Below are 26442 nucleotides of genomic sequence, written 5' to 3' on the forward strand. Positions count from 1 at the left end.
TTAGGAAGCGTTTTTCTGTGCATTCATGGCTTCGAAGATCGAAGTGATGTTCGATGCTGTCGCCTTGAGTTGACCGACAACCAGATCCATAGCGTTGTATTTCTTGGTCAAGGTGGCGGTCAGGGTTTCCACGCGACGATCAAGCGCCGATTGATCGTTGGTCAGACGGGTCTTGGTTTTATTAAGGGCATCATTACGCTGATCCAGCACACCACCGGTTTTGGTGTAGGACTCAAGTGATTTCTCGATACGCTCGATCAATCCACCGTTGGCATTGAACAGATCCTGGATCTGATTGCCGAACTTCTTGTCTTCCAAGGCGGCGGTGAACTTGATGGTGTCCAGCGAAAGCGTACCGTCGCTCTGCTTGGTGTTGATACCCAGCTGCGAGAGGCTCGCCAAGCCGGAAGTCGACACGGAGGACGCCAGGACATTGCGAATGGTCGCCACGATGCCGCGAGGCATGGCATCACCCGTCATGGCTGCCGCCGTGAACGTGCCGTCATCCGCCATGGTGCCCTTGGTCAGGGAAGTCGTGAGGTTGACGAGGGTGTTATAGGCATCGACAAAGCTCTGCAGCGACTTCTTCAAGCCATCGGTGTTGGTACCCACCGTCACCACAACCGACTTATCCGTGGCAGTAGCCGATACCAGGTCCAGGGTCAGACCGGAAATAGCATTGCTGACCGAATTCTTCGGGCTGGTGAGCGTCAAGCCATCGACCGTGAAACTCGCGTCTTTAGCGAGCTCACTGATGGTGCCCGCACCCGGATTACCGGTCGTTCCGGTTTGCGACATCAGCTTGGTGCCGTCGATATCCAGAAGCGTGCCGATGTTGCTGTCACCCTTGACACTGATATCAGTACCCGCGCCCGTCGTGGTCGAAGTGAAGACCAGACGAGAACCATTGGCATCATTGATGATGTTGGCACTGATGCCCTTGCCAAGCTTCTGCATTTCGCTGTTGATCTGGTCGCGAACCTGCTGCAGGCTCGACGTGGCCGCGATGTTGATCTTGGTATCAGTGCCATTTTGACTGATGGTCAGCTCACCACTCGGAATGGCACTGGCCTGGCTGGCGCTGAGCGCAGCCGTGGCCACCTTCGAAGCAGTAGCCAGGTTCTGTACTTTGATGCTGTAGCTACCGTTGACCGCCGAGTTGGTTGCTGTTGCCTTGATCACCGACTCGTCTGCCGAGGTGGCAGCGAACCCCAGAAATGCCGGAGTGGTCGTGCTCTTGAGCGTATTCAGAGTGCTCTGAAAGGTAGCCAGCGCCGACTTGATCTGGCTGATGCCCGAGAGAGACGCCGTGTTGGCCTTGGTCTGCTTGGTGATCTGGTTCTGCTTGGCCGCCTTGTCGGAGTCGACCAGCACCTTGACGATGTCGCCAATGTTCAGGCCTGACCCGATACCGGTCGTCGATGAGATTGGACTTGCCATATGCATCTCCTTCTAGAACGTTGCCAGTCTTTTGACCTTTCACTCGCATCAAAAGATCAGCAACAAGTTTCGTGCCAGGTATCAGACCTTGGCACTGAACAGCATGCTGCTTGCGTCACTCAAGCGATCCGCCAGTTTCAGCACTTCCTCGTTGGGAATCTGCCGAACCACCTCGCCAGAATCACTTGCAATTACCTTCACCACTACCTTGCCAGAACCTTCGTCCACTGAAAACTCCAGCTTGCGCTGGATGGAATCGAGAAACTTCTGGATCTCGGCAGCGGCAGTCTTGACCTGCTCATTTTCATCCTGCTGTGAGCCTTTACTCTCTTTCGTCGGAGCCACAGCTTCAGCAACGGGAGGTTTTTTCTCAGCCACCTTATCCACTGCGACAGCATCACTCGCCGGTTTAGCGGCTGGATAAGACAAGTTCAGCCTAACGCCCATATCCATGTCTATTTACCTCTGAAAGTAAAAAAGCGAGGGAGCACTTGACGCACCCCCTCGCCGATACTCACCCCAGGATTACTGGAGCAGTTTCAGTACAGCGGAAGGCAGCTGGTTAGCCTGGGCCAGGACCGAAGTCGAGGCTTGCTGCAGAGTCTGCTGCTTGGTCAGCTGGGCAGTTTCAGCAGCGAAGTCGGTGTCTTGTACACGACCCAGAGCGGCGCTGGCGTTCTCGTTGATGTTCTGCAGGTTGGAGATGGTGCTCGACAGACGGTTCTGAGCAGCACCGAGGTCCGCACGGCTGGAGTTCACCAGCGACAGAGCCGAGTCGATGGCAGCGATGGCGGCCGAGAACTTGGTTTCGGCATCAGCGCTGTCAGAGCCGGCGATGCTGATGGCGGAGTCCACGCCCAGGGCGCTGGCACCGAAGTCCTGGCTCAGGGTCAGGCTGATCTGGTTGGACGAGCCAGTGTTGGAGCCGACCTGGAAGGTCATGGTGCTGGCGGTGCCGTCGATCAGGTTCTTACCGTTCAGGTTGGTGCTCTGAGCGATACGGGTCAGCTCTTCACTCATCTGAGTGAACTCTTTGTTCAGCGCATCACGATCAGTGGAGCTGTTGCTGTCGTTACGGGACTGAACGGCCAGTTCACGCATACGCTGCAGGATGTTGGTGGATTCTTGCAGGGCGCCTTCAGCGGTCTGGGCGATCGAGATGCCGTCGTTGGCGTTCTTGATGGCCATGGTCTGGCCTTTGATCTGCGAGTTGATGCGGGTAGCGATCTGCAGACCGGCGGCGTCGTCTTTGGCGCTGTTGATCTTCAGGCCCGAAGACAGACGGGTCATGGAGGTAGCCAGAGCGTCGGAAGCGCGACCCAGGTTCTTCTGAACGTTCAAGGAGGCAACGTTGGTGTTTACTGTTAAAGCCATGATGAATTCCTCGTTGGTTTGATTGCTGCGTGGCTTCCGGCCCCTGCAAGCGCCGGGTGTGCCTAGAGAACCTTCGTAATAGTTATCGTCGGCATGGCAAGTTGCTTGAGGGGTTTTTTTGAATTTTTTTGCCAGCATGGCGCCAGGCCAGGCAATTCAACGAGTTAGGGCGATTTCGCAGGGGGTACGAAGCCCTTTCTACAGAGACGAAACGCCCGGCTTGAGGGGCCGGGCATTCAGATCAAACGAGGGTTTCAGGCGCGATAGAGGATCGCCGAACCCCAGGACAAGCCTACACCAAAGCCGCTCAGTGCCACCCGCTGCCACGAGGAGCCCAGCACGTGCTTCTCGATCAGCAGCGGAATGCTCGACGACACGGTGTTGCCGGTCTCGACCATGTCCTTGACGAACTTCTCGGGCTGCTCTTCGAAACGCCGGGCCACGGCGTCGACGATCGCCGCGCTGCCCTGGTGGATGCAGAAGGCGTCGATGTCTTCAGCCTTGATGCCAGACTCGTCGAGCAATTCGTGCAGGTGCGCCGGCACCTTGAGCAAGGCGAAATTGAACACCTGGCGGCCATTCATGTAGAACACGCCATCGCTGACCTTAAGATGCGGTGCGCCCGAGCCGTCAGTGCCGAACTTGGCCTTGCCCAACTGCCAGGGGGCGTCCTCACCCATCCAAGTGGCGGTGGCTGCATCGCCAAACAACATGGTGGTGTTGCGGTCATCCGGGTCGACGATCTTCGAATAGGGGTCGGCGGTAACCAGCACGCCGTTCTTCAGGCCAGCGGCCTCCATGAAGCCTTTGATCGCATAGATGCCGTAGACGTAACCCGAGCAGCCGAGGGAAATATCGAACGCCGCCACGGCGGTCGACAGGCCCAGCTTGTCCTGAACGATGGCCGCCGTATGCGGCAGACCTTCTTCATCGCCATTCTGGGTGACGACGATCAGCACATCGATACTGTCGCGGCTCAACTGCGGGTTGCTGGCCAACAGGGCATTCACGGCTTCGACGCACAGGTCGGAGGTTTCCTGCGCAGCGTCTTTGCGCGGCAAAAAGGTGGAGCCGATCTTGCCGAGGATGAACTCTTCATCCTTGCCGAACCTGGCGCCTTGCGCGTAGTTGTCCACCCCAGCGGTGGGCACGTAACTCGCTATGCTTTTTATGCCAATCATCGTGGCTTCCCAAATTAGTAAACGGCGGAACAGGCGCCCTGAAGCGATCAGGCCGCTCACGTATCAATTGTGTGACGGATATTTTCAGGGGGCTGGCCACGAATAAGCAAGTCAGGCTCACTTCGCTCCCCGCAACGCACTCCATCAACAGATGCACGTTTGCGCTTGCAGGTCACTGACGCAGCAGGTTTTACGACTGACAGCGGATCGAGGGCGGCCGCAGAAGGCCGCCCTGCCCGCTCGAGAGGGACTAGATGTCCAGCGTGTAGCCCTGGCCGCGCAACGCCAGGTGACGATTGTAGGCGGTATCGTGCTCGAAGGCGGCGGCCCATTTGCTGCGTAGCGCGTGCAAGGCTTCAGGTGCCTTGGCGATATCGCCCGGATGCACCACCTGGACCTGCGGGGTCCATACGGTCAGGTAGCCGGCAGCCGACGCACTGAGGCATAGATCCACATCGGCATAGGCTGCAGCGAACACCTGCTCGTCCAGCCCCCCGAGCGCTTCGAACAACGCTTTGTCGATCATCAGGCAGGCGCCCGACACCGCCGAGACATTCTGCTCGACGGCAAGACGCTGCATGTAGCCGACGTCCTGCTTGGTGGCGCCCACGAATGCCGAACCCACCGCGTCGTCAAAGCCGAGAATCAACCCGGCCTGGGTCACGCTGCCCTGCTGATCGACGAGTTTCACACCCACTACGCCCACTTCCGGACGTTGTGCCTGGTTGAGCATCGATTCGATCCAGCCGACGTTGATCACCTGGCTGCGCGCATCCAGAAGCACCAGGTATTCCCCCTTGGCCTGCTGGCTGAGCTGGTTGTGCATCGCGGCAGAGCTCATCGGCTCGTCGGCACGGAATACCCGGATGCGGTTGGAAAGCTTTTCCTGCTGCTGCAGCCAGGCGAACACCTCGGGAGACTGGCTGCCGGCATCGCCGATGAGCACCTCGTAACGTGGGTAGCGAGAGCGCTGCAGCAGGTTGACCAGGCAACGCTGCAAATCGGCCAGGTTATCCTGGCAACTGATCAGCACCGAGACCATGGGGCGATGCTCATGCCGGTAGTCGATCTTGAAAGTACCTGGCGATGCCGAACCCACCTCGGCCTGGTAACCGCGGGTGGCCAGATGGCGGGTCAGGGCCTTCTGCTGATCCTCATTGGCCTCCGGCGAGGGGGCCTGGCAAATCACCACAGGTTCGCTGAGGTGGGCCATGCCGCCCATGCCGCCCTGCTCGATCAAGCGCAACAGCAGATCGAACTCCAGCGCATCCGGATAATCCCGCGAATAGCCGCCCGCCTCGACCAGTGCACTACGGCGTACCAGCCAATGACGCGCCATCAGGCTCGGCAGGCTCTGCAGCAGATCCAGGTTGAAATCGGGCAGCAGCACCGGTTGCAGGGTGTCATCGGCCTGACGATGAATGCTGTCGACCGCCACGGCACGGCAATCGGCCGCGTCCATCAGCGCATCGCTGGCCAGCAACAGCCCGGCGGGGGTGAACTGCTCGCCCGCCTGGGCCAGCATCAGCCAGTCGACGTCGGATTGGCGAATGACCTGGTTGATCCGGTCGACGTAGTTGCTGGCGGTCACCTTCACGAAATGCAGCGTGTGCTGCAGGGTGGTCGCGGCCGGCAGCTCGCCCGTGGTAAACACGATGACCTTGAAGTTGCGGTAATGACTATTGATCAGGCTGTCGAAGCTGGCCTGTAACTTGAAGATATCGGCCTCGAGATCCAGCAATAGCACGCCGATCTGCGCGCCTGCCGGGTTAGCCGCCTGACGCACCAGCAGTCGCTTCAGCTCGGCAGCCTCCGGGGTTCGCGAAGCCAGCCACTTCAACAGGCGACCGGAAGGCATTTCGTCGAGCAAGCTGGCGTTGTCACGCGGGCTCGTTGCACGCAAACGCTGCCCCCAGGCGATCAGTTGTTCGATCTGTTCGAGCCGATCCTTTTCGTCACCCTGTTTGCTGCTACGCAGCTCCTGCTCCAGACGCCGCACGATACCTTCACTGAAGGCATAGAGAGCGTAAGCCCGCCACAGTCGATTGAGCAGTGGCTCGGCATCCGGATTACTCTGCGGCCCTGCCAGCTCGGCCTGACGCAGCAGCACGCCTTCCAGAGCGGCCAATTGCCGCCCGGCGGGAAACACATGGATCAGGAATTCGACACGCGCCAGCACGTCGAAAAACGCCCGATTGTAGAACGGTAACTCGACATGTTGACGAGGTTCGAAATGGGCCTCGCCCACTTCCTCAGCCAGATTCCAGATGCAGCAGAACAGCTTGTCGCGCCCTTGATAGGGACGCTTCTTCAGAGCGTCAGCGAGCAACGCGAACGCTTCCAGCAGCCTGGACTCCTCGACCGGCAGGCTCGCAGCCAAAGCGGCGACAAATGCCTGGCGCTCCGAGCGGGTCTTTGGATCACTATGCTGCATGGCGCCTTGCAGAGCGGCCGTGTGGCGGGCCTGCGCCTGAGCGTCAGCCAGATGCAGCACATAGGGCACATCCAGAACACGCACCTGCCCGACATTCAGCAGATAGGCCGCCAGGCCAGCCTCCTGCAGCGCGACACTGGTTCCGCGCGGCAGGGCCTGCAAGAAGGGTCGCAGCGATACCGTGCGCAGCACCGCATGCTGCAACGACACCGGCCGGCTCATGAAGCGCTCGATACGCTCGTGCCTCTCAGCCTGATCATGACCGTCATCAACCTTGAGGTCTCGCAGCAGGTAATCGATTCGGTCAACGCCCGCCTCGTAACCGAGGCTGTAGCCTTGCGCTCCCACATGCCCAGGGTGTGCTTCCAGAAACTCGACCGCTTGCTCGAGTGCATCAGGCAACAGGAAGCTCTCGACGCTCGCCCAGACGACGTAAGGACTGTCGACACCCTCAAGGGCATGCAGGAGCCGTTCAGACAGCTCGGCGCCTGCCAGCTCGGGGACGTGCAGATAGTCAACGCCCACCAGGCCAGAGGCGTAGGCATCAGCACTCGCACTGCTGTCGAGCACCTTCACGACCATCGGGAAATCGCCGTACCAGGCCAAGGCACGGCGCAGGAATTCACCCTGCTCGCAGGCCAGCAGGATGAGCGTGAAGCGAGAGTCTACCGATGGCACTTCATGGCCGTTAGTGCTTTGCATAGTCATTCCTGTTGTCAAATCAGTCCGGCAACCAGCCATTGGCCCAGTATTGCAGGTTCTCGCCGCGCAGCATGAAGTCGCGCAGCACGGTTTCACGCAATTCGTCACCCATGCGGTAGCTGGCGGCAGGATCGGCCAAATGCATGCGCACGGCGTCAAGCCATTGTTCGGTGCTGTTGTCCTTGACCCGAGTGGCGGGTAGATGACCTGCATAGGCCAGAGTATTGCTGCACACCACCGGATAGCCGCACGCACCGTACTCGAGCAGGCGCAAGTTGCTCTTGCAGTCGTTGAAGATATGCATCTCCAAAGGGGCCAGAGCCAGGTCAAGATTCAGGCTGGCCAGTTTGGCGGGGTACAGGTGCAGCGGTACCGCCCGGTGGAATTCGTGGATGTACGGGCGCAACAGCTCCGGGCACATGCCGAAGAATACCCACTCCACCTCATCGGCCAGTTCGCGAACGACGTCGACGATCAGTTCCAGATCGCCGCGGTGGCTGGTCCCGCCGCCCCAGCCGATACGCGGTTTGGAAGACGCCCGGCGAACGCTCTTGAGTCCGTTCCACATGTGCGGTGCGAGCATGTTGGGCACCACGCGAATGTCGTGGTGCATACCGGACAGCGCATCGGCCAGCGGCTGGGTCGATACCACCAGCCGATCGCACATACCGATGCCACGGCGCAGCACGTCCTCGAGGTTGTCCGGCATGCTGCGACGGTGCTCGTTCTTGGCCGGCACGTTGACGATGTAGTCATCCAGCTCATACACCCGCAGCGCATTGGAAAACACTTTTACGCGGTCGATATCCGCCAGACGAGACTCGTTGTAACGCCCCTGAATCACCACTACGTCAGGGTCCTGACGCACCACCTCGGCCAGCGACGGCATCTCGTAAGCGATCTTGCCAATGATTCGTCCTGCCGCCTCCAGCTCGGCCAATGGCTGGCTGAGACGATAATGGCCGACCGCGCCCGAATTGACCGCCATACCCAGGATCGATGGCAAATGCCGCGTACAGAAAGGATTCCAGCCGCTGCGTATACCAGGATCAAGCAGATAGGCGCCGGCTTCGCTATGCACCAGATTGACGTTGTAGGCAGGGTCACTCACCACTCTGGGCAACCACTTCAGAGACAAGGCCTGCTGCTGATTGACCAACCTGCCGTGCACCTCAGGGGCCTGCGGCGGTATGGCAGACTCGTCGAGCACCACACAAGGCGTCGGGTCCCAGACCACCAGGTAGCCCTGCTGACCGGCACGCAGGCACAAGTCCAGCTCGTTCAGGCCATCGCTGAAGGTGGCCTCGTCCAGCGGGCCGATGGCCTCCAGCACGTCCCGGCGCACCATCAGGCAGTGCCCGCCCAGCACCGTCCAGTTCTGCGCCACCTGCAAGCGCTGCATATAGCCCATGGCGTCGCTCGGAACCCGCAACGAAGGCCGCCCGGCGACACTTTCCATCCACAGCACCATGCCGGCATGCAGCACCCTGCCCTGTGGATCGACGATCTTCGGCCCCACGACACCCACCTCGGCGCGTTGAGCATGATTGAGCAGGCATTCGATCCAGCGCTCATCCCGCACCAGCGCCTGCACGCTGAAACGCAGCAGGTAACTGCCCCTGGCCTCGGCAAACGCCTGATTCCACGTCGCCGCCTCGTTTTCGCCATTCGTCGCCTTGATGACCCGCAGCTTATCGGAGCCCATCTCGGCCATGGCCGACAGCCAGGCCAGGGTCTGCGGTTCCCGGCTGCCTCGATCGACGATCAATACTTCATAGTGTGGATACAAGGTATGCGTCAGCAGACTCTCGACACAGCGTTCGAGCACTGACAGCTGATCACGCACGAAGAGGATGATCGACACCAATGGCTGGTCGGCATGCAGGTACTCGACCTTGTTGAGCAGGGGCGAGACGTCATGATGAATGACGTGTTCGATGCCGAGGCGCTGCAGATGCCCATGAGTCAGGGTTTCGCTGGCCTGGATGACCGCAGGCGATGACAACCAGTCGGCCAGGGACAGACTGCTCTCCACCAACACCTCGGCGATGTGCTCGATGGCGTGCGGCCCTTCTGCCTCCACGATGCGCCAGATCACATCGTGCGGTGCCAGCTCTCCATAGTGCCTATCCAGGCCGCCGACACCCAGCAAGTGCTGGCGCTCGAAGGCCAGCACCCGCCCGACATAGGGATAGCTGCGCAACAGGTCGAGGTTGAAGTCGGGCTTGAAGGCCGGCTCCCGGGATTCATCGTCGCGCAGCGCGCCCTCGTCGCTGTAGACGCATTTGAGCCCGGGCATCTGCGCCACGCGCTCAGCGAGAATCAGCAGCGCGGGCTGGACCAGGCGGTCACCGGCACGCAGCAAGTAAACCCAGTCGGCCTGGTTCAGCAGCGGCACGATTTCATTGAGTTGCTGCAGCCCGTCACCGCGCAACGGAAAATGCATCAGCTGGGCCTGCTCGGCCAACTGCGCATCGCTCAATACAACGATGGATTCCGGCGGGTAATCCTGGTCCATCAGGCTGTCGAGTGTCAGGCTCAGCAGCAGCGGGTCGTTATCGCGGTCAATCACGATCGGTACGATGCGCGGGCGGGAATGCCAGGAAGCGATGCGTTTGGGGAAAAGTTTTTTTTGCGCTGGGGTGTAGACCCGCTCAGCCAGCCACTGCTTGTACAACTCGGCGAAACTCTTGGCATAGGCGCCCACGCGGTTACGCAGCATGCCCTGGCGAGTCGCGGCAATGGCGTAGAGGCCGACCTCATCCCACTCCCGTGGTTCGAGTGCCGCGTTACGCAGCGCCACGAAGCGAGTCCAGCCCAACAGGGTCTCGGTCTTCTCCTCACGCACGGCCATCATCTGCCGCAGCCAGTCTTTCTCCACCTCGGCAACGGCAGGGATCCTGGGGTCCTGACTGAGCGCATCGGGGTGAATGCGCTCCGCCACGCTGACCGCATTAAGAGCAATCAGGTGGCTGTGGCGCAGCAGGCAGATGAACAGCGCGAAATCCAGCAGCGCCGAAAATCCCTCGCCGCCCGAGGCCAGTTGCGGCAGCAGCCTGGCTGCATCGTCGCGGCGCATCAGCGCCGCACTGAAGCCGCCCAGGTTGTTCTGCAGCAACTTGTCGAACGCGCCAAGAATATCCACGCCATGGAACAAGGCGTCATAGGGCACCAACCCCATGTTCTCCATACGCTCAGGCAGAACGTAGTTTTCTTGATCGATGAAATACCGCCGCGAGACGACCAGCCCGACATCGGTATGGCGCTGCAACGCATCGGCCTGCATAGCCACGCAATGGGGGTACAGAACATCGTCATCACAGAGAAACTTGATGAACTCGCCGCCAGCCTGCTCCAGACACTTGAGCATGTTGGCCTGGAAGCCCAGGCGCTGCGGATTGGCCAGATAGCGAACGGGATGCCGGGCGTCTACGACGCACTCGTCGAAAACGGCCTTGATTTCTCCGGTCTGGCAGTCATCGCAAACGATGATCTCAAGGTTCGACCAGGTCTGCGCCAACGCACTGTCGAGGGCAGCACGGAAGAAGCGAGGGTTGAATGCGGGGATGACGATACTGACGAGGGGGACTGAATTCACGATGAGGACCCACAGGCGGCGTGAAGGGCTCGCACCGTGAGCCCTCCGTTGCCACTGAAAAAAGACGGCTGGCTATGCTCGGAAACAGGCTTTACAGCATGCTGAACAGGCTGAGTTTGGAAGTTTGCAGGAACACCTGTTGAGACGCATCGAGCATGGTTTTCTGGAGCGTCAGGCGCGAAGCGGATTCGAACGGATCGGCCTGGGTGTACGAGTCGGACTCCAGCTTGTTGTTGCCCTTGAGCAGATCGTTTGTCGTGCCCTGTGCCGAGGCGGCCACCATCCGCGCACCGATACCGGAAATCGCCGTAGCGACCTGCTCGGTAGCACTGGTGAGGTTGCCCAAGGCCGAATTGACGGCATTGGTGAGCTTCTGCGTGGCGACCAGGTTGCCATCTGCCGGCGTGGTCAGGACCGCGATGAAATCGCTCAAGGTATTGAGCACGTTCTGGGTCTGATGGGTATTGGCCTCCACCACGAAGGTATCGCCATCCTGCGGTGTGCCCGCAACAGTGAAGTTGATACCGGCGGCGTTGATCGACGGGCCAAAGCCCGTGCCGGTGGCAATCGGCGGCTTGCCGTTGGTGACCGGTGACGCATACAGCTCATAGCCCGTGGTGGTGAACTTGAGGGTTGCACCACCGGACGGGAAAGTATTGTTGAACGCCGCTCTGTCCGCCACCGTGGTCCCGACCTCGGACTGGGTGATGGTGGCTGTGGAAGCATTGCCCGGGCTGCGCGATACCGCGATGTCCGGCGGGGTAGCGTCCAGGGTGTAGGTGCGCCCCAGCAGCGCCGCCTCGGCGGTGCTGGCACTGGCCGCTTCAGCCTGGGACAGGTTGACGTTCAGGTTCAGGTCGACCCCGCGGAAGGTGATGGTCTGGGTGGTAGACGTGTTGAACTTGAAGTCGCCTGCCGTACTCGCGTCGGTGGTGACGTCGGTACCGTTACGGTCGGTGATCAGCAGCTTAGGGCCACTGACGAAGGAGACCGTGTAGGGCTCGCCGCCCAGGAAGCCCGAGTTGTACGCAGAGGTAGACGACACCGTCCCTCCTGCCAAACCGACCTTGCCATCATCGGTCGCCGGCGAGGTCAGCGTAGTGCTGGCGCGGGTAGTGTTGACCGCCTGTTCGAAGGCCTCGTAGCCCGTGGTGTTGGCGGCGAGGACCAGGCCATCGCCTACCGCCAGGCCGACACCCGTCTGGTTGCCATGATAGGTGTAGGAGCCATCGGCGTTTGTCGAGTAAGGCGGCTGCGAACCGTCGGAACCGGAGAACAGGTACAGGCCGTTGGCGTCCTGGGTATTCATCAGGCCGAGGACCTGCTTCTGCAACTCCTTGAGCTCGGCGGCAGTGGACTGCCGATCGGCGTCGGTGTAGGAACCATTGCCCGCCTGGATCACCAGTTCACGGACCCGTTGCAGGGCGTCACGAATGCTCTCCAACGCAGTCTCGGCATTGGCGCCGTTGTTGTTGATCGCCGTGATGTTGGACGAATACTGGTCGAGCATCGCGTTCTGCTGCGCCAGCTGCAGCACACGCGCGGCACCGATCGGGTCGTCGCTGGCGGTATTGAGCTTGACCTGGCTGCTGACCTCTTCACCGGTCTTGATGAACTTGGCGTAGTTACGCTGATAGTTGGCCGCCGAGGCTTCGTAAATCTGGCCAGTGGAAATGCGCATGGTCTACGACTCCTTAAAGACTGTTGATCAGCGTGCTGAAGATGGTCTGCGCCGCCTTGATGATCTGCGAAGAGGCGGTGTAGTACTGCTGGTACTTGACCAGGTTGGCCGCTTCCTCATCCAGCGACACGCCCGACACGCCATCACGAGCCGTTTTGGCCTGAGCCAGAACGGCGTCCGTAGCGGTTACATCACTCTTCCCCTGGCCAGCCTGGGTACCGACCGTAGAGACAAGCTGGCCATAGGCGCTGGAAATGCTGGTGCCCACGCTGCCACCAGACACACCGACAGTGCGTGCGGTCTGCAAGCCAGCCAGCGCGGTGGCGTTGCGGTTATCCGAAGACCCCGCACCGGTCAGGCTGATGCTGAAGGTATCGTTGGCATTCGGCGTGCCGGAAACGGTCATCTCGACGGTGAACGACTGCTGGGTCGAGCTGCTGTCGGTGTAACCGATGTTGAGCTTCAGGGTGTTGCTCTGACCCTGGATGATACTGCCGGTAATCGGGTTGCCACTCTGATCGTTGACCGGCGCACCCTGGGCGTCGACCAGCGAGTAACTCTGGATGCCGCCACTCGCAGTGCCCATGACCAGACGCATCGGCGTGGCGCCCTTGAGGCCGTTCTGCAGGTCGAGCAGCTTGGTCGAATCGTAGATGTCCGGCTTGGTGGTCAGCACCGGTTGGGTGAAGCCGCCGGTGCCACTGTTGCTCACACCCGCCGCCGCAGTCAGCGGTGCAGCCGCGGCGAAGTCCTGGGGATCCTTCATGATCACCGAGATACCCGAGGCACCATTGACGGTCGGGGTAACCTTGAACACGTCGCCTGCTGCGACCGTGCCGACGCTTAACGAGGTGATCGAGAAGCCTTCGATACCGCCGGCTGGCGTTGCCGCTGCGGGTGGCGAGGTGGTCTCGAGGGTGCCGCTGCCGACACTTTCGCCATTCGGCAGGCGGCGCACGGTGTAGGCCGAGGCACTGGTGAAAGTGACTTCGTAATCGTTGCCGGTCAGCTTGCTGCTGTCGGTGATGGCAACGTTCAGGTTACCGGTACCGGTGTTGCCTACCTTGCCAACGCTGCGCTGCGACATGGCGTCGGCGGAGTTGATATCGCTGAACAGCGCCGTACCGAACTTGCCCTTGAGGTCGATACCTTGGGCCAGCTGGGTATTGACCTGGTCGGCCAGCACCATGCTGACACGGCCCAGTTCGTTGAAGGCCGGTGTCAGAACGTCGGAGCGATAGCGCAGCAGACCACCGATGGTGCCGCCGGTCACGACCGAAGTGACATCGGTCGGCGTGCCGCCGTAATAGACCTGCAGGTTGTACTGAGTTGGATCGGTCGAGCTGGGTGCGGCATCCATCCGGTACGACGTGCCCGCGACCACCAGCGATTGGCCGGTGCCGGTGTAAACGTCGAACCCGGTATTGTTTTCCACGACCTTGACACCAATCAGCTCGTTGAGCTTGCGCACTGCTTCGTTGCGCGAGTCCATGAGGCTGTTGGCCGACGTGTTGCCCGCCGACGCCTGGGTAATCTGCTTGTTGAGGCTGGCAATGGTGCTGGTCAGCGTATTGACGTTATCGGCCACGCTTTTGAGCTGGGTGTTGATATTGTCGTTCTGCGAGCTGAGCTGGGCCGCGATGGAATTGAAACGCGAGCTCAGCGCGGAGGCCTGGGTCAGCAGCGCCGAACGCTCAGCCGACGTGGTGGCACTGGCCGAAACCGACTGCATCTTGGTAAAGAAACTGGCCAGCTGCGCAGCGATCCCCGTGGTGCTGTCCGACAGCATGGTGTCGATCTTGTTGGCCTGAGTGGAGAACGCCGTGGCCTCGGCACTCAGTGCCGTGCTGTTCTGCAACTGGGTTTCCAGGTAGCCGTTGTAGATGCGTCGCACGTCGGACACGGTGGTGCCGCTGCCGATGTAACCGATGCCCACACCGATGCTGATCGGCGTCGAGGCAGTGGTCTGAACCTGCTGGCGCGAATAGCCGGCGGTGTCCACGTTGGCGGTGTTGTTGCCAATGGTGGCGATCGCAGCACTACTGGCATTCAGCCCTGAGAGTCCAATATTGATCAGCGACATGATTCAAGCCTTCATAAAGTCGTGGAAGAGTCCGATACGGCGGCGTAGTTCTGGTAACTCTTCATCTGCTTAGCGATCTGGGAAATCTTGCTGGCGTAATCCGGGTCGGTGGCGTAGCCAGCTTTCTGCAATTCTTTTACAAACTGTTCCGGGTTATCGGCCGAATTGACCACTTCTTTATAGCGGCTGTTGTTCTGCAACAGGCTCACCAGGTCGTGGAAGCTGTCGGCGTAGGAGTCGTAGGCACGGAAGTCGGCGGTCTCCTTGACCATCTTGCCCTCGCGGAACTCACTGGTGACGGCACGCGCTTCGGCGCCCTTCCAACTGCCCATGGCCTTGATGCCGAACAGGTTGTGGCTGCTGCTGCCGTCGTTCTGACGCATGATCGACTTGCCCCAACCGGTTTCGAGGGCCGCCTGGGCAACCAGCATGATCGGATCGACGCCAATACGTGCGGCGGCGTCCTTGGCCAACGGCAGCATGGTCGCGACGAACTGGTCGGCATTGCCAAATGCACGTTTGGCGGGGGCCAGCGGCGGCTGAGCGATGCTGCGGCTGACCTCCTCGGGGCTCGCGAAGTCCGGATTACGCGTCCAGTCACCGTTGGCTCGGGCAATCAGCTCGCGCCCGGACACGCCACTCGGAGCTCCAGGCACGTCGATACGTTTGTGGCCCTGCCCTTCGGCTGCCGTGGTCGCCGACGGCACGATGCCAGCCAGCAGGCGGTCAGTGAGCTTGCTCGGCAGCGACAGGCGCCGGGAATTGAGCATGGCCATGTCATTGCGCGCCTGACCCGAGGCTTCGCCGGCAGCCACGGCCTGGGAGGCGGAACGCGAACGGTTGGCCCACAGAGGTTGCTGGTAGATACCCGTGGCCAGCGCCGGTTGAGCCGTCTTGTCCGCTGGCTGCGCGGCAGCGTCGGTGGCCGGCGTGTGCTTGACGCCCTTATCCTTGGACAACTGACGCATCAGCACGTCCTGCAGGCCGATACCGTTGCCGCGGGTCGAAAGGGTCACCGCCAGTTGCTGGTCATACATATCCTGATACTGGCGGGTGGCCGCCGTATTCATCGGGTTGTCCTTGGCCAGCACTTCGTTGGCCGAACGCATGGCCTTGAGCATCTGACTGACGAACAGCGACTCGAACTCGCGGGCCACCTTGCGCAGGTTTTCCGGGTTGTCCTTGTCGCCACCCTTCAGCGAGGCCAGGCGATTGACGTCGGTGTAGGCACCCGAATCGACAGTGGACGAGACCGGGCTCTTGGGCATATCCATCCAGGCGTCCTCAGATCACGATCAGGTCGGCCTGCAACGCGCCGGCCTGCTTCAGGGCTTCGAGAATGGCCATCAGGTCGCCGGGCGCGGCGCCCACCTGGTTCACCGCGCGGACGATCTCATCCAGGGTGGTACCGGGGCCGAACTTGAACATCGGCTTCATTTCCTGTTGCGCATTGACCTTGGAGCGCGGCACCACGACTGTCTGACCACCGGAGAGCGCGCCAGGCTGGCTGACGATCGGGTCCTCGGTGATGGTCACGGTCAGGCTGCCGTGGGTGACGGCAGCCGGCGATACCTTGACGTTCTGGCCGATGACGATGGTGCCGGTACGCGAGTTGATCACCACCTTGGCCGAAGCCTGGCCCGGATCGATCTCGATGTTTTCCAGGATCGACAGATAATCGACGCGCTGAGCCGGATCCAGCGGTGCAGTGACGCGTACCGAGCCACCATCCAGCGCCTGGGCTACGCCCGGGCCGAGCATGTCGTTGATCTTGTCGACGATGCGCTTGGCGGTGGTGAAGTCGGAGCGGTTGAGGTTCAGGGTCAGCGAGTTGCCCTGGTTGAAGCCGCTGGGTACCGCACGCTCCACCGTGGCACCGCCGGGAATACGACCGGCAGACGGAACGTTGACGGTGATCCGCGAACCATCCGCGCCGCCGGCGTCGAAACCGCCGACCACCAGGTTGCCCTGCGCCACGGCGTAGACGTTGCCGTCGATACCTTTGAGCGGGGTCATGAGCAGGCTGCCACCACGCAGGCTCTTGGAGTTACCAATGGACGAAACGGTGATGTCCACGACCTGGCCGGGCTTGGCGAACGGCGGCAGGTCGGCGTACACGGCCACCGCCGCGACGTTCTTGAGCTGCACGGTGCCGGAGCCTGCGGGCACCTTGATGCCAAACTGCGCCAGCATGTTGTTGAAGGTCTGCAGCGTGAACGGCGTCTGGGTGGTCTGGTCGCCGGTGCCATTGAGGCCCACGACCAGGCCGTAGCCGATCAGCTGGTTGGTCCGCACGCCGGAGATGCTGGCGATGTCTTTCAGACGCTCGGCCTGGACCGCGAAGGGCGCGGCGCACAACAGGACGGCGGCGATCAGTTTCTTCAAGGCGATCATGGCTATCCCGCGATCAGAAAGGGAACAACGGACTGAGGAAGAAGCGGTCGAACCAGCCTGGCTGGCTGGAGTCGGCGAAGGCTCCGGTACCCGAGTAGGTAATCCGCGCATCGGCCACACGGGTCGACGACACGGTGTTGTCCGTGGCGATATCGTCGGCACGGATCAGCCCGGCGATACGCACCAGCTCATTGCCGGTATTGAGTGTCATCCATTTCTCGCCACGTACCGACAGGATGCCGTTGGGCAGCACGTCGGCCACGGTCACGGTCACCGAACCGGTCAGGCTGTTGCTCTGCGCCGCCTTGCCATCACCCTTGGTGGTGCGGGCACCGGTGTAGCCGGCGTTGAGACTCAGGTCATTGCTGCCGATCGGGTTGTTGGTGGTCAGCCCCGAGCCGAACAGCGAAGTCAGGCCGATGCTGTTGGTGCTGTTCTTGCTGAGATCGGAACTGGCCGCCTTGCTGGCGGCCATGCGCTCGGACAGGGTGATGGTGATGATGTCACCGACCCGGAACGCCTTGCGGTCGCCGTAGAGGTTCTGCTCGAAACCGGCCTGGTAGATGGCGCCATTGTTGGCGGCCGCCGACATCGGCGTGCGCGGCAACACCGGAGCGTAGTAAGGGTCATCGGGCTTGGCGGTCGGCGCCACGCAGCCGCTCATCAGCAAAGCAGCGCACAGTGGAGCGACCAGCACGGGAAAACGCAGGACAGAAAAGCGCTTCATGACTCTTGAAACCTCGCGGTGTAGCAGGCGCCGTGTCGGCGCCTTGACGGATTGAGCAGGTGCATCAGTTCTTACAGGTTTTGTACCAGGTTCTGCATCATCTGATCGGCGGTCGAGATCACCTTGGAGTTCATCTCGTAAGCGCGCTGGGTGGTGATCATGTTCACCAGTTCCTCGACCGTGCTGACGTTGGAGTTTTCCAGGGTGTTCTGCAGCACCGGCCCCAAGCCATTGAGGCCTGGCTGGCCGACGTTCGGCGCACCGCTGGAGGCGGTCTCGACGAACAGGTTGCCGCCCATGGCCTGCAGGCCGGCCGGGTTGATGAAGTCGGCGGTCTGGATGTTGCCGATCACCTGCGGCGTTGCGGTGGCACCGGCCAGGGTCACCGATACGGTACCGTCCTGGGCCACGGTGAAGGTCTGCGCGTTCTGCGGCACGACGATGGCCGGCTCCAGGGCGAAGCCGTTGGAGGTGACGATCTGACCGTTGGAATTGAGGTGAAAGGTGCCATCACGGGTGTAGGCCAGGGTGCCGTCAGGCTGCATGATCTGGAAGAAGCCGCGACCGTTGACCGCCATGTCCAGCGGGTTTTCGGTGGTCTGCAGGCTGCCGGCGACGAAGCTCTTCTGGGTGCCGACGATGCGCACACCGGTACCGACCTGCAGGCCCGAAGGCAGCTCGCTGTCCTGGGTGGACTGTGCGCCAGGCTGACGCTTGATCTGGTACAGCAGGTCCTGGAATTCGGCACGATCACGCTTGAAGCCGGTGGTCGAGACGTTGGCCAGGTTGTTGGAAATGGTCGTCAGGTTGGTGTCTTGGGCAGACAGGCCAGTCTTGGCGACGTAGAGAGCTGGAAGCATGGAGTTTCTCCTCGGGCGCCGAATTACCGGCGCGAGCTGTCAATGGTTAGCCAATCTGCAAGACGCGAGCCATGGCCTGGTCGTCTTCTTCGGCGGTCTTCATCATTTTCACGTGCAGTTCGAACTGTCGGGACAGCGCCAGGATCGAGGTCATTTCTTCGACCGCATTGACGTTGCTGGCCTGCAGCACACCCGACTCGACGCGCACGTTGGCATCCACCTCGGCGGCCTGGCCGTTCTTGGTATGGATCAGGCCATCCGGACCTTTCTCCAGATTGTTCAGTCCCGGATTGACCAGCTTGATACGGTCGATCTGCGCCATCACCTGCGGGCTTTCGCCGAGGGAGCGGACACTGATGGTGCCGTCGGAACCGATCTCGATCTGTTGTTGCGGCGGCACGGCGATCGGACCGCCGTTGCCCATGACCGGCAAGCCGTTGGCAGCGCGCAGCATGCCCAAGGCATCGATGTTCATGCCGGCACTGCGGGTATAGGCTTCGCCGCCATCGGGAGTCTGAACGGCGATCCAGCCATCACCCTTCACCGCAATATCCAGGTCGCGACCGGTCTCGATCAGCGGCCCGCCGGAAAGATCGGTGCCTGGCCGCTCGCTCATGGCATAGGCACGCGACGGCATGACCTCACCGAACACCGGCATGGAACGCGCCTGTTCGAAGTCACGTTGAAAACCGGTGGTGGATACGTTCGCCAGGTTGTTGGCACGTACCTTCTGCGCCAGGGCGTTTTCCGAGGCCCCGCTCATCGCGACGTAAAGCAACTTGTCCACAGTCTGTCTCCTCCGACAGGCACTTGCCGCCTGTAGCTGTACTGAAACAGGCAAAGCAATTTTTGAACCAACTTTCCAAGCCCGCTGAAAATACGCCAACCCCCAGCATTCACGGGCGCTTGCGAGAAAGTGGCAATATGCCTCCACTCACGCAGCGGCGAAGTCCTGCCGCCCCGCGACAGGAATCAGCCTACGGGCCGCCAAAAAAACTGCGCGACTCGGCTTTGCCATTGCCAGAACGGTGTTTTATCGTGTTGGCATCGCAACCTTGAGGGCATCGACATGCGATTCCCCATACCCATCACCACCATGTTCAGCACTGCCCTGCTTTGCGCCGCCCTTGTCACCGAGGCTGCCCCTGCCCGCTATTACAAATGGCAAGGCGCCGACCGCGTGGTGTGCGCTCAGACCAGCCCAGGCTGGGGCTGGAAACGCCTGAACGGCTCCTATGTGAAGTCCGACTGCTCGATCTGAGCCTCCTTGAAACCAATACTGATCGATTGGATCGTTGGAGCGAGCTTGCTCGCGATGGCTGCGTCACGTTTACAACAGATGCATGGGTTTTGCCGGCCTCTTCGCGAGCAAGCTCGCTCCAACAAAAGTCAGATCAGCCCCTAACTGACCAGCATTGGCTTTAGCCGCGAAAGCCCCAGGAAATTCAGCGCACCTGCTGTGAACATGCGGTCGCTTCGCGGCTAAAGCCGCTCCTACCCGGTGAACCGAGCAGTATTGGTCCTTAAACAAAAAACCCCTGCAACAAGGCAGGGGTTTTTCGGTAGAGCCGCTATCAGGTCATCTGGATAGTGGTCTGCATGATGGTGCTCTGGGTGGAAATGGTCTTGGCGTTGGCCTGGTAGTTGCTCTGCGCCTTGATCAGGTTCACCAGCTCGGCGGTCAGATCGACGTTGGAGTCTTCCAGCGCCTGGCCGGTGATGTAACCCAGGGTGCCGCTTTGCGGCGTACCGCTCACCGGCACGCCGGAGGAGAAGGTTTCACGCCAGTTGGTACCACCCGCCGAAGCCAGGCCTTGCACGTTGGCGAAGCTGGTCAGCGACACCTGGCCAATCACCTTGGATTGGCCGTTGGTGTAGGTGGCGAACATGTTGCCGGTGGCGTCGATGCTCAGGGCGCTGATCTGGCCGGTGGCATAGCCGTTCTGGCTCTGGGTGACCAGTCCGGAAACCGAGGCGGTCTGAGTGATGCCAGTCATGTCCAGGCGAATGGACGAAGCTGCGCCAGTGGAGTCTACCGGACCAGAGGCACCGTTGGCGGCCCAGACTACGGCAGGCGTAGTGGCAGTCTGAACGCCCGGCACCCAGTTCTTGATGGAAAAAGTCCCGTCGGTATTGAACTCGACGTTAGTACCACTGGTGGGCACCCCAGTACCACTGAGGATCAGCTTGCCCGCCGCATCGAAGGTCAGCGAGACCTTGTCGTCGGTCAGCGCAGAACCGGTAGGGTTGGCTGCCGGATCGGAGATAATCCGCCCATCGATCAAGCTGTACATGTCCCAGGTGTTGACACCGGTCTTGACGAAATAGCTTTCCAGCTTGTGCGCGTTACCCTGGGAGTCATACACCGGTGTATCGTACTTGAGGTTGTAGCTCTTGGTATCGGTCGGATCGAACGTAGCGATCGAAGGCACCGCCGTCGTGGTGTTCAGGTTCGCCACGTTGGTGATGGCCGTGGTCACGCTCGGCGCCAGGTTGGAAGAATCGACACGCAGATTCGACAGCGTACCAACCACTACACTGCCGTTCTCGTCGACGTTGTAGCCCTGCAGGTTCATACCCGAGCTGTTGACGACGAAACCATCCTTGTCAGTGTGAAAGGCACCAGCACGAGTGTAGAGCTTCTCGCCGTTATTGCTCAGCTGGAAGAAACCGTTGCCGTTGATGGCCAGGTCCAGGCTATTGCCGGTACCGGTAGTCAGGTTGCCCTGCTGGAACTGCTGAGCCACCGCACCCACGACCACGCCGCTACCGCTGTTGACGTTACCGGAGGTGCCGCGAATGGATTGCGCGTACTGGTCCTGGAATTCGGTACGGGACGCCTTGAACCCCGTCGTCGCGACGTTGGCAATGTTGTTGCCGGTCACGTCCAGACTCTTGTTCGCTGCGTAGAGCCCACTCAGGCCGATATTGAATGACATTTACCACTCCTCGCCGTTTGGTCGGCTCTTACAATCCGATGGTCTGTACTTTGGACAGCGCGATACTGCTACCGCCTGCCAGATTAAGGGTCATGTCCGAACCACTGGCGGCGGTCGTCACGCTATTGACGGTGGCCGGCAGGTAGGTGGTCAGGGCAGTGCCGGTCCCACTGATCGAGGCATTGGCCTTGAACGTGTAATTACCTGCCGCCAGGGCAGCACCGTCGCTTCCCGTGCCATCCCAGGTGAAGCTCTGGGTACCTGCCGATTGAGCACCCAGGTCGATGGTATCGACCAGGTTGTTGTCGGCGTCGTAGACACTGATGGTGGTCGATGCGCTGGAAGCAGGCAGCACCACCGAACCGGTAAGCCCCTTGGCCGGATCCAGATAGACAGTACCGGTATCCACAGTGACCGAGCGCCCCACCAGCGAAGAAGCCTGCAGTGCCTGCGAAGACTTGTAGCTGGTAGCGATGGCATCCACCGACGAAGTCAGGTTCTGCATGCTTTCCAGGCTGCTGAACTGCGCCAGCTGCGAGACGAACTCGGTGTTGTCCTGGGGATCCAGCGGGTTCTGGTTCTTCATCTGGGTCACGAGCAATTGCAGGAATGCATCCTTGCCCAGTGCGCTGGTCCCGGTCTTCTGCTCGCTCTTGGCGGAGGAAGTCGGGTTCTGCAGCGAGTTGACGAAGTTTTTCGAAACGTCGTTTTCAACGGCCATGTTCTACCGCTCCTTACTGACCGAGGGTCAAGACTTTCTGCATCATCGTCTTGGCGGTGTTCATGATTTCCACGTTGGTCTGGAACGACCGGCTGGCGGAGATCATGTCGGCCATTTCCTCGACGACATTGACATTGGGGTAGTAGACGTAGCCGTTCTGGTCGGCCGATGGATGATCGGGCTCGTAGCGCGCCTCGAGATTGGAAGGATCCTCAATGATGCCCGCCACCTGCACACCCTGCCCGGCCTGTCCCTGATCCTGGAACAGCGAGCCACCGGAGATCGACTGCTGACCCTGCAGCACGGTGGCGAACACCGGGTGACGGGCACGGTAGGTCTGATCCAGGCTCGAAGACACGGTCTCGGCGTTGGCGATGTTACTGGCCGTGGTGTTCAGACGCGTGGTCTGGGCACTCATGGCGCTACCGGCAATGTTGAATACATTGGACAGTGACATGGATTACTCTCCGCGAAGGGCCGAGACCAGCCCCTTGAACTTGCTGTTGAGCAGCGTGAAGCTGGCCTGGAAACCCATGGCGTTCTCGGTGTAGTTGGCCTGTTCGACCTGAGCATCGACGGTGTTCTGGTCCAGCGACGGCTGCGACGGCGTGCGATACATCAGCACCCCCTCGTTGTCACCGCCCATGCCCTGGGCTTCGATATGACGGCTATTGGTGGTGTTCAGGGCGAACTGACCCTTGCTGGCCTTCTCGCTCTCGGCCGCCAGTACCGCAGAGAACTCCAGGTCACGTGCCTTGTAGTTCGGGGTATCGGCGTTGGAGATGTTGTTGGCCAACACCTCTGCACGTTGCGCACGATAGCTCAGGGCTTTTTCGTGGATACCAAGCGCTTTATCGAAGCTGATGCTCATGTCGGGAAACCTTTCCGGTTGACCTGATGTTCGTGCAATGGAGAAAGCAATCAGCGTGCCACTTCCTGAAACCCTTGATTTACAGGGCCTGCACCGCCACTCCACGGCAGTGATGCCAGAAAAGCGGCAAGTCTTTTCCCCTGCACACGAGGAAGGCGGCAAGACGGGTGCCGTTTTTTTGCCAGTGCCACTGCCGCCCTTGCCCGCACCCAGAAACGAAGACGGGAGCGAAACCGGCGCCTCTTTCGAGGACGGTGTCGCTCCCGCGCAAGCTTCCGGTACGACCCGGAAGCAGCCATGTCGTGATTACTTGGCCTTGTAGATGATCCCTGGACTGCACTGCACCATCTGGTAATGGTCCGGCAAGCCGTTGAGCGCCTCCGATGCCCCCAGGAACAGGTAGCCACCCGGCTTGAGCACACCATGAATGCGCAACAGGATGTCTTTCTTCACCTCGGCGGAGAAGTAGATCAGCACGTTGCGACAGAACACGATATCGAACTTGCCCAGGCTGGCGTAGCTGTCGAGCAGGTTGATCGGGCGGAACTCCACGCGATTCTTGATCGGCGCCTTGACTGCCCAGCGCCCGGGACCCTTGGTGTCGAAATAGCGCTGCAGCCGCTCGCTCGACAAACCACGACCGATGGCCAGGCTGTCGTACTCGCCGGTCTTGCAGTTGTTGAGCATGGCGCTCGACAGGTCGGTGGCCACGATCTGCACACCGGACTTGAGCTGACCCGGATTGCTGCGTTCGAACTCATCGATGGACATCGACAACGAGAACGGCTCCTGCCCCGAAGAGCAGGCAGCCGACCAGATCCGCAGACGCTGGCCGGGGCTGGCCTTGATCTGCTCGGGCAATACCTTGTTCTTGAGCACCTCGAACGGGTAGGTATCACGAAACCACAAGGTTTCGTTGGTGGTCATGGCATCGATCACCTGCTCGCGCAAACCGCCGCGAGGCTGCGACTGGATCCGCTGCACCAACTCGCCCAGGGACTTGATGCCCTGCTGTTCCATCAGCTTGTTGAGACGGCTTGAAACCAGGTACTGCTTGTTCTCGCCCAGCAGGATGCCACAGGCTTTTTCCAGAAAGACCCGGAACTGTTCAAAATCCAAATTACCCGTAGACAAGGTGCCGCCTCTCAAATCATGTGAACACCAGGGAAACCCTAGCTTTGGTCTGCTGCCTTGATCCTCGCGACCACACGGGCCGCCAGATCGTCAGGGCGGAATTTCGCCAGGAAATCGTCAGCCCCCACTTTCTTCACCATCGCCTGGTTGAACACCCCCGACAACGAGGTATGCAAGGTGATGTGCATGTTCTTCATGCGCGGATCGCTGCGGATGGCTGCCGTCAAGGTATAGCCATCCATCTCCGGCATTTCAATGTCGGAAATCATCATGAGGAATTCTTCCTCGGGATTCTTGCCCTCGGCGAGCATGCCCTGCAGGTAATCCAGCGCCTGGCGCCCGTCGTTGAGCGCGACCACTTCCACGCCCACGGTTTCCAGGCAGCGGCTGACCTGCTTGCGCGCCACGGAGGAGTCGTCGACTGTCAGCACACGCAGTGAAACCGCCTTGTGCTGGGTCGCTTCGTCGACCAGACCCGCCGACACCGATTCGGTGATGGGCGCCACCTCGGCGAGGATCTTCTCCACGTCGATGATTTCCACCAACTGGTTATCGACCCGCGTCACCGCCGTGAGGTAGTGATCGCGACCGGTGCCCTTGGGTGGTGGATGAATCTCTTCCCAGTTCATGTTGACGATGCGTTCGACCGAATGCACCAGGAAGCCCTGCACCTTGGTGTTGTACTCGGTGATGATCACGAAGGAATTCTGCAGGGAAATCATTCCGGCCGAACCGGTGGCCATGGCCAGGTCCATGATCGGGATGGTGCCGCCGCGGATGTTCGCCACGCCACGCACGATCCTGCTCGACTTCGGCATGATGGTGAGCTTGGGGCATTGCAGTACTTCTTTGACCTTGAACACGTTGATGCCGTAGAGCTGGTTGCCTTGCAGACGAAACAACAGCAACTCCAGGCGATTCTGCCCCACCAGCTGCGTGCGCTGGTTAACTGAATCCATCACTCCTGCCATGCCCTGCCCCCTTTCAGCCATCGTTCACCACGTACCAGGCTTGGCAAGCGGCACGGGCCTTGCTTTTTATACGTCATGAACGCCAAGACGACAATTTTTCGACACGCTGCATTAGAAACCCGCAAATGGCTGGGCGCAATCGCCCTGCTTTGCCTTTTCTTCGTAGCGGCACCCGGCAAGGCGGACAACTTCACCCTGCCTGAACAACTTATCGGCGCGACTCAGGGATTTCTTGAGTACAGCGTGCAAGAGTATTTATCGAGCGGCCAGATCGAGGGGCGCTACGAGATCAGCGTCAAGCAACTGGACCCGCGGATGCGCCTGGCACACTGTGACAAGGATTTGACAGCATCGATGGAAAGCGCGCGCCCCATCGGCCGAGTGTCGGTCCGAGTGCGCTGCGAAGGTTCATCGCCATGGACCGTGTACGTCCCCGCTCAGGTGCAGTTGTTCCGCGAGGTGGTGACCACCTTGCGCCCCCTCAAGCGCGGCACGGTGTTGAGCGAGCAGGACGTCGCCCTGCGTGAACGGGATATCGGCACGCTCGGCCTGGGCTACCTGACGGCGGTCGATCAGGTGGTGGGGCAGAAACTGACCCGACCAACGGTCGTCGACCAGGTACTGGCGCCCAACTTTCTCGAACAGCCCGCCATGGTGCGCAAAGGCGACCATGTAGTAATCATCGCGCGCAGCAACAGCCTGGCCGTGCGCATGCCCGGCGAAGCCTTGTCTGACGGGGGTTTCAATGAACAGATCCGGGTTCGAAACCTGAATTCGCAGAAGGTGATAAAGGCCAACATCACCGGCCCTGGGCAGGTTGAGGTCGCCATGTAGCAAGGATTGATGCTGGTACAACCGGGTGGTTTTTCTTAGACTGCGGAGCATTTTCAGCGGTGTGCTGTCTGTTTTTCAGGCATCTGGTGGATTGAGCCTAAAGTTCTGCCAGGGGTGGCCGAAAACAAGGCAAGCGTCCAGACACCCAGAGGTAAAAGATCATGCCCATAGACTTCAGTCGACTAGGAAATTCACAGCCAGTGAGCGGGACTTCCCGCACCGGCAGTACCAAGGAAACCGGCAAGGCCGATGCGCAATCGCCTGTCGGTGCATCCGCTGACGTGAAAAGCGCCGGCGAATCCGTACACCTGAGCAGTGAGGCTCAACAGTTGCAGAGTATCACCGACAAGCTGCGTGACCTGCCGACCGTCAACAGTGCTCGCGTAGCCGAGCTCAAACAGGCGATTGCAGACGGCAGCTACAAGGTGGACAGCAACCGCCTGGCCGGCAAACTGCTCAATTTCGAAGCCCTTCGCTAATCGCGCGGGACCTTCAGGA

Annotated in this window: 21 protein-coding genes and 2 pseudogenes; 3 read left to right on the top strand and 20 right to left on the bottom strand. The window is 60.5% G+C overall.

The features are described 5' to 3' along the window. From fliD to RRX38_RS08310, 14 genes and pseudogenes are all read right to left on the bottom strand, one after another. Positions 1 to 1440 carry a flagellar filament capping protein FliD gene (gene fliD / locus RRX38_RS08250; RefSeq protein WP_315962185.1) on the bottom strand — a complete coding sequence of 480 codons (1440 nt, stop codon included), beginning with the start codon at positions 1438 to 1440 and terminating at the stop codon, positions 1 to 3. Between the two features lie 81 nt (positions 1441 to 1521). After that, complete coding sequence (locus RRX38_RS08255; protein ID WP_315962186.1) at positions 1522 to 1893, bottom strand: flagellar protein FlaG; 372 nt, start codon at positions 1891 to 1893, stop codon at positions 1522 to 1524. A 72-nt stretch (positions 1894 to 1965) separates the two neighbouring features. After that, positions 1966 to 2814 (bottom strand): flagellin domain-containing protein, encoded by an 849-nt coding sequence (locus tag RRX38_RS08260; protein ID WP_315962187.1) that lies wholly within the window; start codon positions 2812 to 2814, stop codon positions 1966 to 1968. A gap of 254 nt (positions 2815 to 3068) precedes the next feature. Next, positions 3069 to 3995, bottom strand: a complete 927-nt coding sequence (locus tag RRX38_RS08265) for a ketoacyl-ACP synthase III (protein WP_315962188.1) — start codon at positions 3993 to 3995, stop codon at positions 3069 to 3071. A gap of 250 nt (positions 3996 to 4245) precedes the next feature. After that, positions 4246 to 7131 carry a TIGR00180 family glycosyltransferase gene (locus RRX38_RS08270; protein WP_315962189.1) on the bottom strand — a complete coding sequence of 962 codons (2886 nt, stop codon included), beginning with the start codon at positions 7129 to 7131 and terminating at the stop codon, positions 4246 to 4248. A gap of 19 nt (positions 7132 to 7150) precedes the next feature. Beyond that, positions 7151 to 10729 (bottom strand): glycosyltransferase, encoded by a 3579-nt coding sequence (locus RRX38_RS08275; RefSeq protein ID WP_315962190.1) that lies wholly within the window; start codon positions 10727 to 10729, stop codon positions 7151 to 7153. A 91-nt stretch (positions 10730 to 10820) separates the two neighbouring features. After that, a complete protein-coding gene (locus RRX38_RS08280) occupies positions 10821 to 12410 on the bottom strand; it encodes a flagellar hook-associated protein 3 (RefSeq protein WP_295472570.1) in 1590 nt (529 codons plus the stop codon). A gap of 13 nt (positions 12411 to 12423) precedes the next feature. Then, positions 12424 to 14493, bottom strand: a complete 2070-nt coding sequence (gene flgK / locus RRX38_RS08285; RefSeq protein ID WP_315962191.1) for a flagellar hook-associated protein FlgK — start codon at positions 14491 to 14493, stop codon at positions 12424 to 12426. A gap of 11 nt (positions 14494 to 14504) precedes the next feature. After that, a pseudogene (gene flgJ / locus RRX38_RS25015) lies at positions 14505 to 15272 on the bottom strand (flagellar assembly peptidoglycan hydrolase FlgJ); the annotation flags it as partial. 240 nt (positions 15273 to 15512) lie between these two features. Further along, a pseudogene (locus RRX38_RS25020) lies at positions 15513 to 15767 on the bottom strand (rod-binding protein); the annotation flags it as partial. Positions 15768 to 15777: 10 nt separating this feature from the next. After that, positions 15778 to 16887, bottom strand: a complete 1110-nt coding sequence (locus RRX38_RS08295) for a flagellar basal body P-ring protein FlgI (protein WP_315962193.1) — start codon at positions 16885 to 16887, stop codon at positions 15778 to 15780. Positions 16888 to 16900: 13 nt separating this feature from the next. Then, a complete protein-coding gene (flgH, locus tag RRX38_RS08300) occupies positions 16901 to 17614 on the bottom strand; it encodes a flagellar basal body L-ring protein FlgH (protein ID WP_410524876.1) in 714 nt (237 codons plus the stop codon). 71 nt (positions 17615 to 17685) lie between these two features. Continuing rightward, positions 17686 to 18474, bottom strand: a complete 789-nt coding sequence (flgG, locus tag RRX38_RS08305) for a flagellar basal-body rod protein FlgG (RefSeq protein WP_315962194.1) — start codon at positions 18472 to 18474, stop codon at positions 17686 to 17688. Between the two features lie 46 nt (positions 18475 to 18520). Further along, on the bottom strand, positions 18521 to 19261 hold the full coding sequence (locus RRX38_RS08310) for a flagellar basal body rod protein FlgF (RefSeq protein ID WP_315962195.1): 741 nt from the start codon (positions 19259 to 19261) through the stop codon (positions 18521 to 18523). Positions 19262 to 19570: 309 nt separating this feature from the next. Here RRX38_RS08310 and RRX38_RS08315 point away from each other — a divergent pair, with 309 nt between their 5' ends. Further along, on the top strand, positions 19571 to 19735 hold the full coding sequence (locus tag RRX38_RS08315; protein ID WP_410524899.1) for a hypothetical protein: 165 nt from the start codon (positions 19571 to 19573) through the stop codon (positions 19733 to 19735). Between the two features lie 313 nt (positions 19736 to 20048). Here RRX38_RS08315 and flgE read toward each other — a convergent pair whose 3' ends face one another. The 6 genes from flgE to RRX38_RS08345 form a co-directional block, all read right to left on the bottom strand. Then, positions 20049 to 21413 carry a flagellar hook protein FlgE gene (flgE, locus tag RRX38_RS08320; RefSeq protein ID WP_315962197.1) on the bottom strand — a complete coding sequence of 455 codons (1365 nt, stop codon included), beginning with the start codon at positions 21411 to 21413 and terminating at the stop codon, positions 20049 to 20051. A gap of 28 nt (positions 21414 to 21441) precedes the next feature. After that, positions 21442 to 22134, bottom strand: a complete 693-nt coding sequence (locus RRX38_RS08325; protein WP_315962198.1) for a flagellar hook assembly protein FlgD — start codon at positions 22132 to 22134, stop codon at positions 21442 to 21444. Positions 22135 to 22147: 13 nt separating this feature from the next. After that, positions 22148 to 22591, bottom strand: a complete 444-nt coding sequence (gene flgC, locus RRX38_RS08330; RefSeq protein ID WP_315962199.1) for a flagellar basal body rod protein FlgC — start codon at positions 22589 to 22591, stop codon at positions 22148 to 22150. Positions 22592 to 22594: 3 nt separating this feature from the next. Then, positions 22595 to 23005 carry a flagellar basal body rod protein FlgB gene (gene flgB, locus RRX38_RS08335; protein WP_295472590.1) on the bottom strand — a complete coding sequence of 137 codons (411 nt, stop codon included), beginning with the start codon at positions 23003 to 23005 and terminating at the stop codon, positions 22595 to 22597. A 306-nt stretch (positions 23006 to 23311) separates the two neighbouring features. Continuing rightward, positions 23312 to 24139: a protein-glutamate O-methyltransferase CheR gene (cheR, locus tag RRX38_RS08340; RefSeq protein ID WP_295472592.1), complete on the bottom strand. Its 828-nt coding sequence runs from the start codon at positions 24137 to 24139 to the stop codon at positions 23312 to 23314. Positions 24140 to 24177: 38 nt separating this feature from the next. Beyond that, the gene (locus RRX38_RS08345) at positions 24178 to 25110 is read right to left on the bottom strand and encodes a chemotaxis protein CheV (RefSeq protein WP_295472594.1); all 933 of its coding nucleotides are present in this window, start codon (positions 25108 to 25110) and stop codon (positions 24178 to 24180) included. Positions 25111 to 25185: 75 nt separating this feature from the next. Between RRX38_RS08345 and flgA the strand changes: the two genes are divergently transcribed. Both flgA and flgM read left to right on the top strand, forming a co-directional pair. Continuing rightward, entirely contained in the window at positions 25186 to 25944 is a 759-nt protein-coding gene (gene flgA, locus RRX38_RS08350) for a flagellar basal body P-ring formation chaperone FlgA (RefSeq protein WP_295472595.1), read from the top strand. 161 nt (positions 25945 to 26105) lie between these two features. Beyond that, entirely contained in the window at positions 26106 to 26423 is a 318-nt protein-coding gene (flgM, locus tag RRX38_RS08355; protein ID WP_315962200.1) for a flagellar biosynthesis anti-sigma factor FlgM, read from the top strand. The last annotated feature ends 19 nt before the right edge of the window (positions 26424 to 26442 follow it).

It is taken from the genome of Pseudomonas sp. DTU_2021_1001937_2_SI_NGA_ILE_001 (assembly GCF_032463525.1).
In the GTDB taxonomy this organism is placed as follows: domain Bacteria; phylum Pseudomonadota; class Gammaproteobacteria; order Pseudomonadales; family Pseudomonadaceae; genus Aquipseudomonas.

Excerpts from the sequence above, each read along its gene's own strand:
- fliD (WP_315962185.1), bottom strand. The coding sequence starts at position 1,440 with ATGGCAAGTCCAATCTCATCGACGACCGGTATCGGGTCAGGCCTGAAC.
- RRX38_RS08255 (WP_315962186.1), bottom strand. The coding sequence starts at position 1,893 with ATGGATATGGGCGTTAGGCTGAACTTGTCTTATCCAGCCGCTAAACCG.
- RRX38_RS08260 (WP_315962187.1), bottom strand. The coding sequence starts at position 2,814 with ATGGCTTTAACAGTAAACACCAACGTTGCCTCCTTGAACGTTCAGAAG.
- RRX38_RS08265 (WP_315962188.1), bottom strand. The coding sequence starts at position 3,995 with ATGATTGGCATAAAAAGCATAGCGAGTTACGTGCCCACCGCTGGGGTG.
- RRX38_RS08270 (WP_315962189.1), bottom strand. The coding sequence starts at position 7,131 with ATGCAAAGCACTAACGGCCATGAAGTGCCATCGGTAGACTCTCGCTTC.
- RRX38_RS08280 (WP_295472570.1), bottom strand. The coding sequence starts at position 12,410 with ATGCGCATTTCCACTGGCCAGATTTACGAAGCCTCGGCGGCCAACTAT.
- flgK (WP_315962191.1), bottom strand. The coding sequence starts at position 14,493 with ATGTCGCTGATCAATATTGGACTCTCAGGGCTGAATGCCAGTAGTGCT.
- RRX38_RS08295 (WP_315962193.1), bottom strand. The coding sequence starts at position 16,887 with ATGATCGCCTTGAAGAAACTGATCGCCGCCGTCCTGTTGTGCGCCGCG.
- flgH (WP_410524876.1), bottom strand. The coding sequence starts at position 17,614 with ATGAAGCGCTTTTCTGTCCTGCGTTTTCCCGTGCTGGTCGCTCCACTG.
- flgG (WP_315962194.1), bottom strand. The coding sequence starts at position 18,474 with ATGCTTCCAGCTCTCTACGTCGCCAAGACTGGCCTGTCTGCCCAAGAC.
- RRX38_RS08315 (WP_410524899.1), top strand. The coding sequence starts at position 19,571 with ATGTTCAGCACTGCCCTGCTTTGCGCCGCCCTTGTCACCGAGGCTGCC.
- flgE (WP_315962197.1), bottom strand. The coding sequence starts at position 21,413 with ATGTCATTCAATATCGGCCTGAGTGGGCTCTACGCAGCGAACAAGAGT.
- RRX38_RS08325 (WP_315962198.1), bottom strand. The coding sequence starts at position 22,134 with ATGGCCGTTGAAAACGACGTTTCGAAAAACTTCGTCAACTCGCTGCAG.
- flgC (WP_315962199.1), bottom strand. The coding sequence starts at position 22,591 with ATGTCACTGTCCAATGTATTCAACATTGCCGGTAGCGCCATGAGTGCC.
- flgB (WP_295472590.1), bottom strand. The coding sequence starts at position 23,005 with ATGAGCATCAGCTTCGATAAAGCGCTTGGTATCCACGAAAAAGCCCTG.
- RRX38_RS08345 (WP_295472594.1), bottom strand. The coding sequence starts at position 25,110 with ATGGCAGGAGTGATGGATTCAGTTAACCAGCGCACGCAGCTGGTGGGG.
- flgA (WP_295472595.1), top strand. The coding sequence starts at position 25,186 with ATGAACGCCAAGACGACAATTTTTCGACACGCTGCATTAGAAACCCGC.
- flgM (WP_315962200.1), top strand. The coding sequence starts at position 26,106 with ATGCCCATAGACTTCAGTCGACTAGGAAATTCACAGCCAGTGAGCGGG.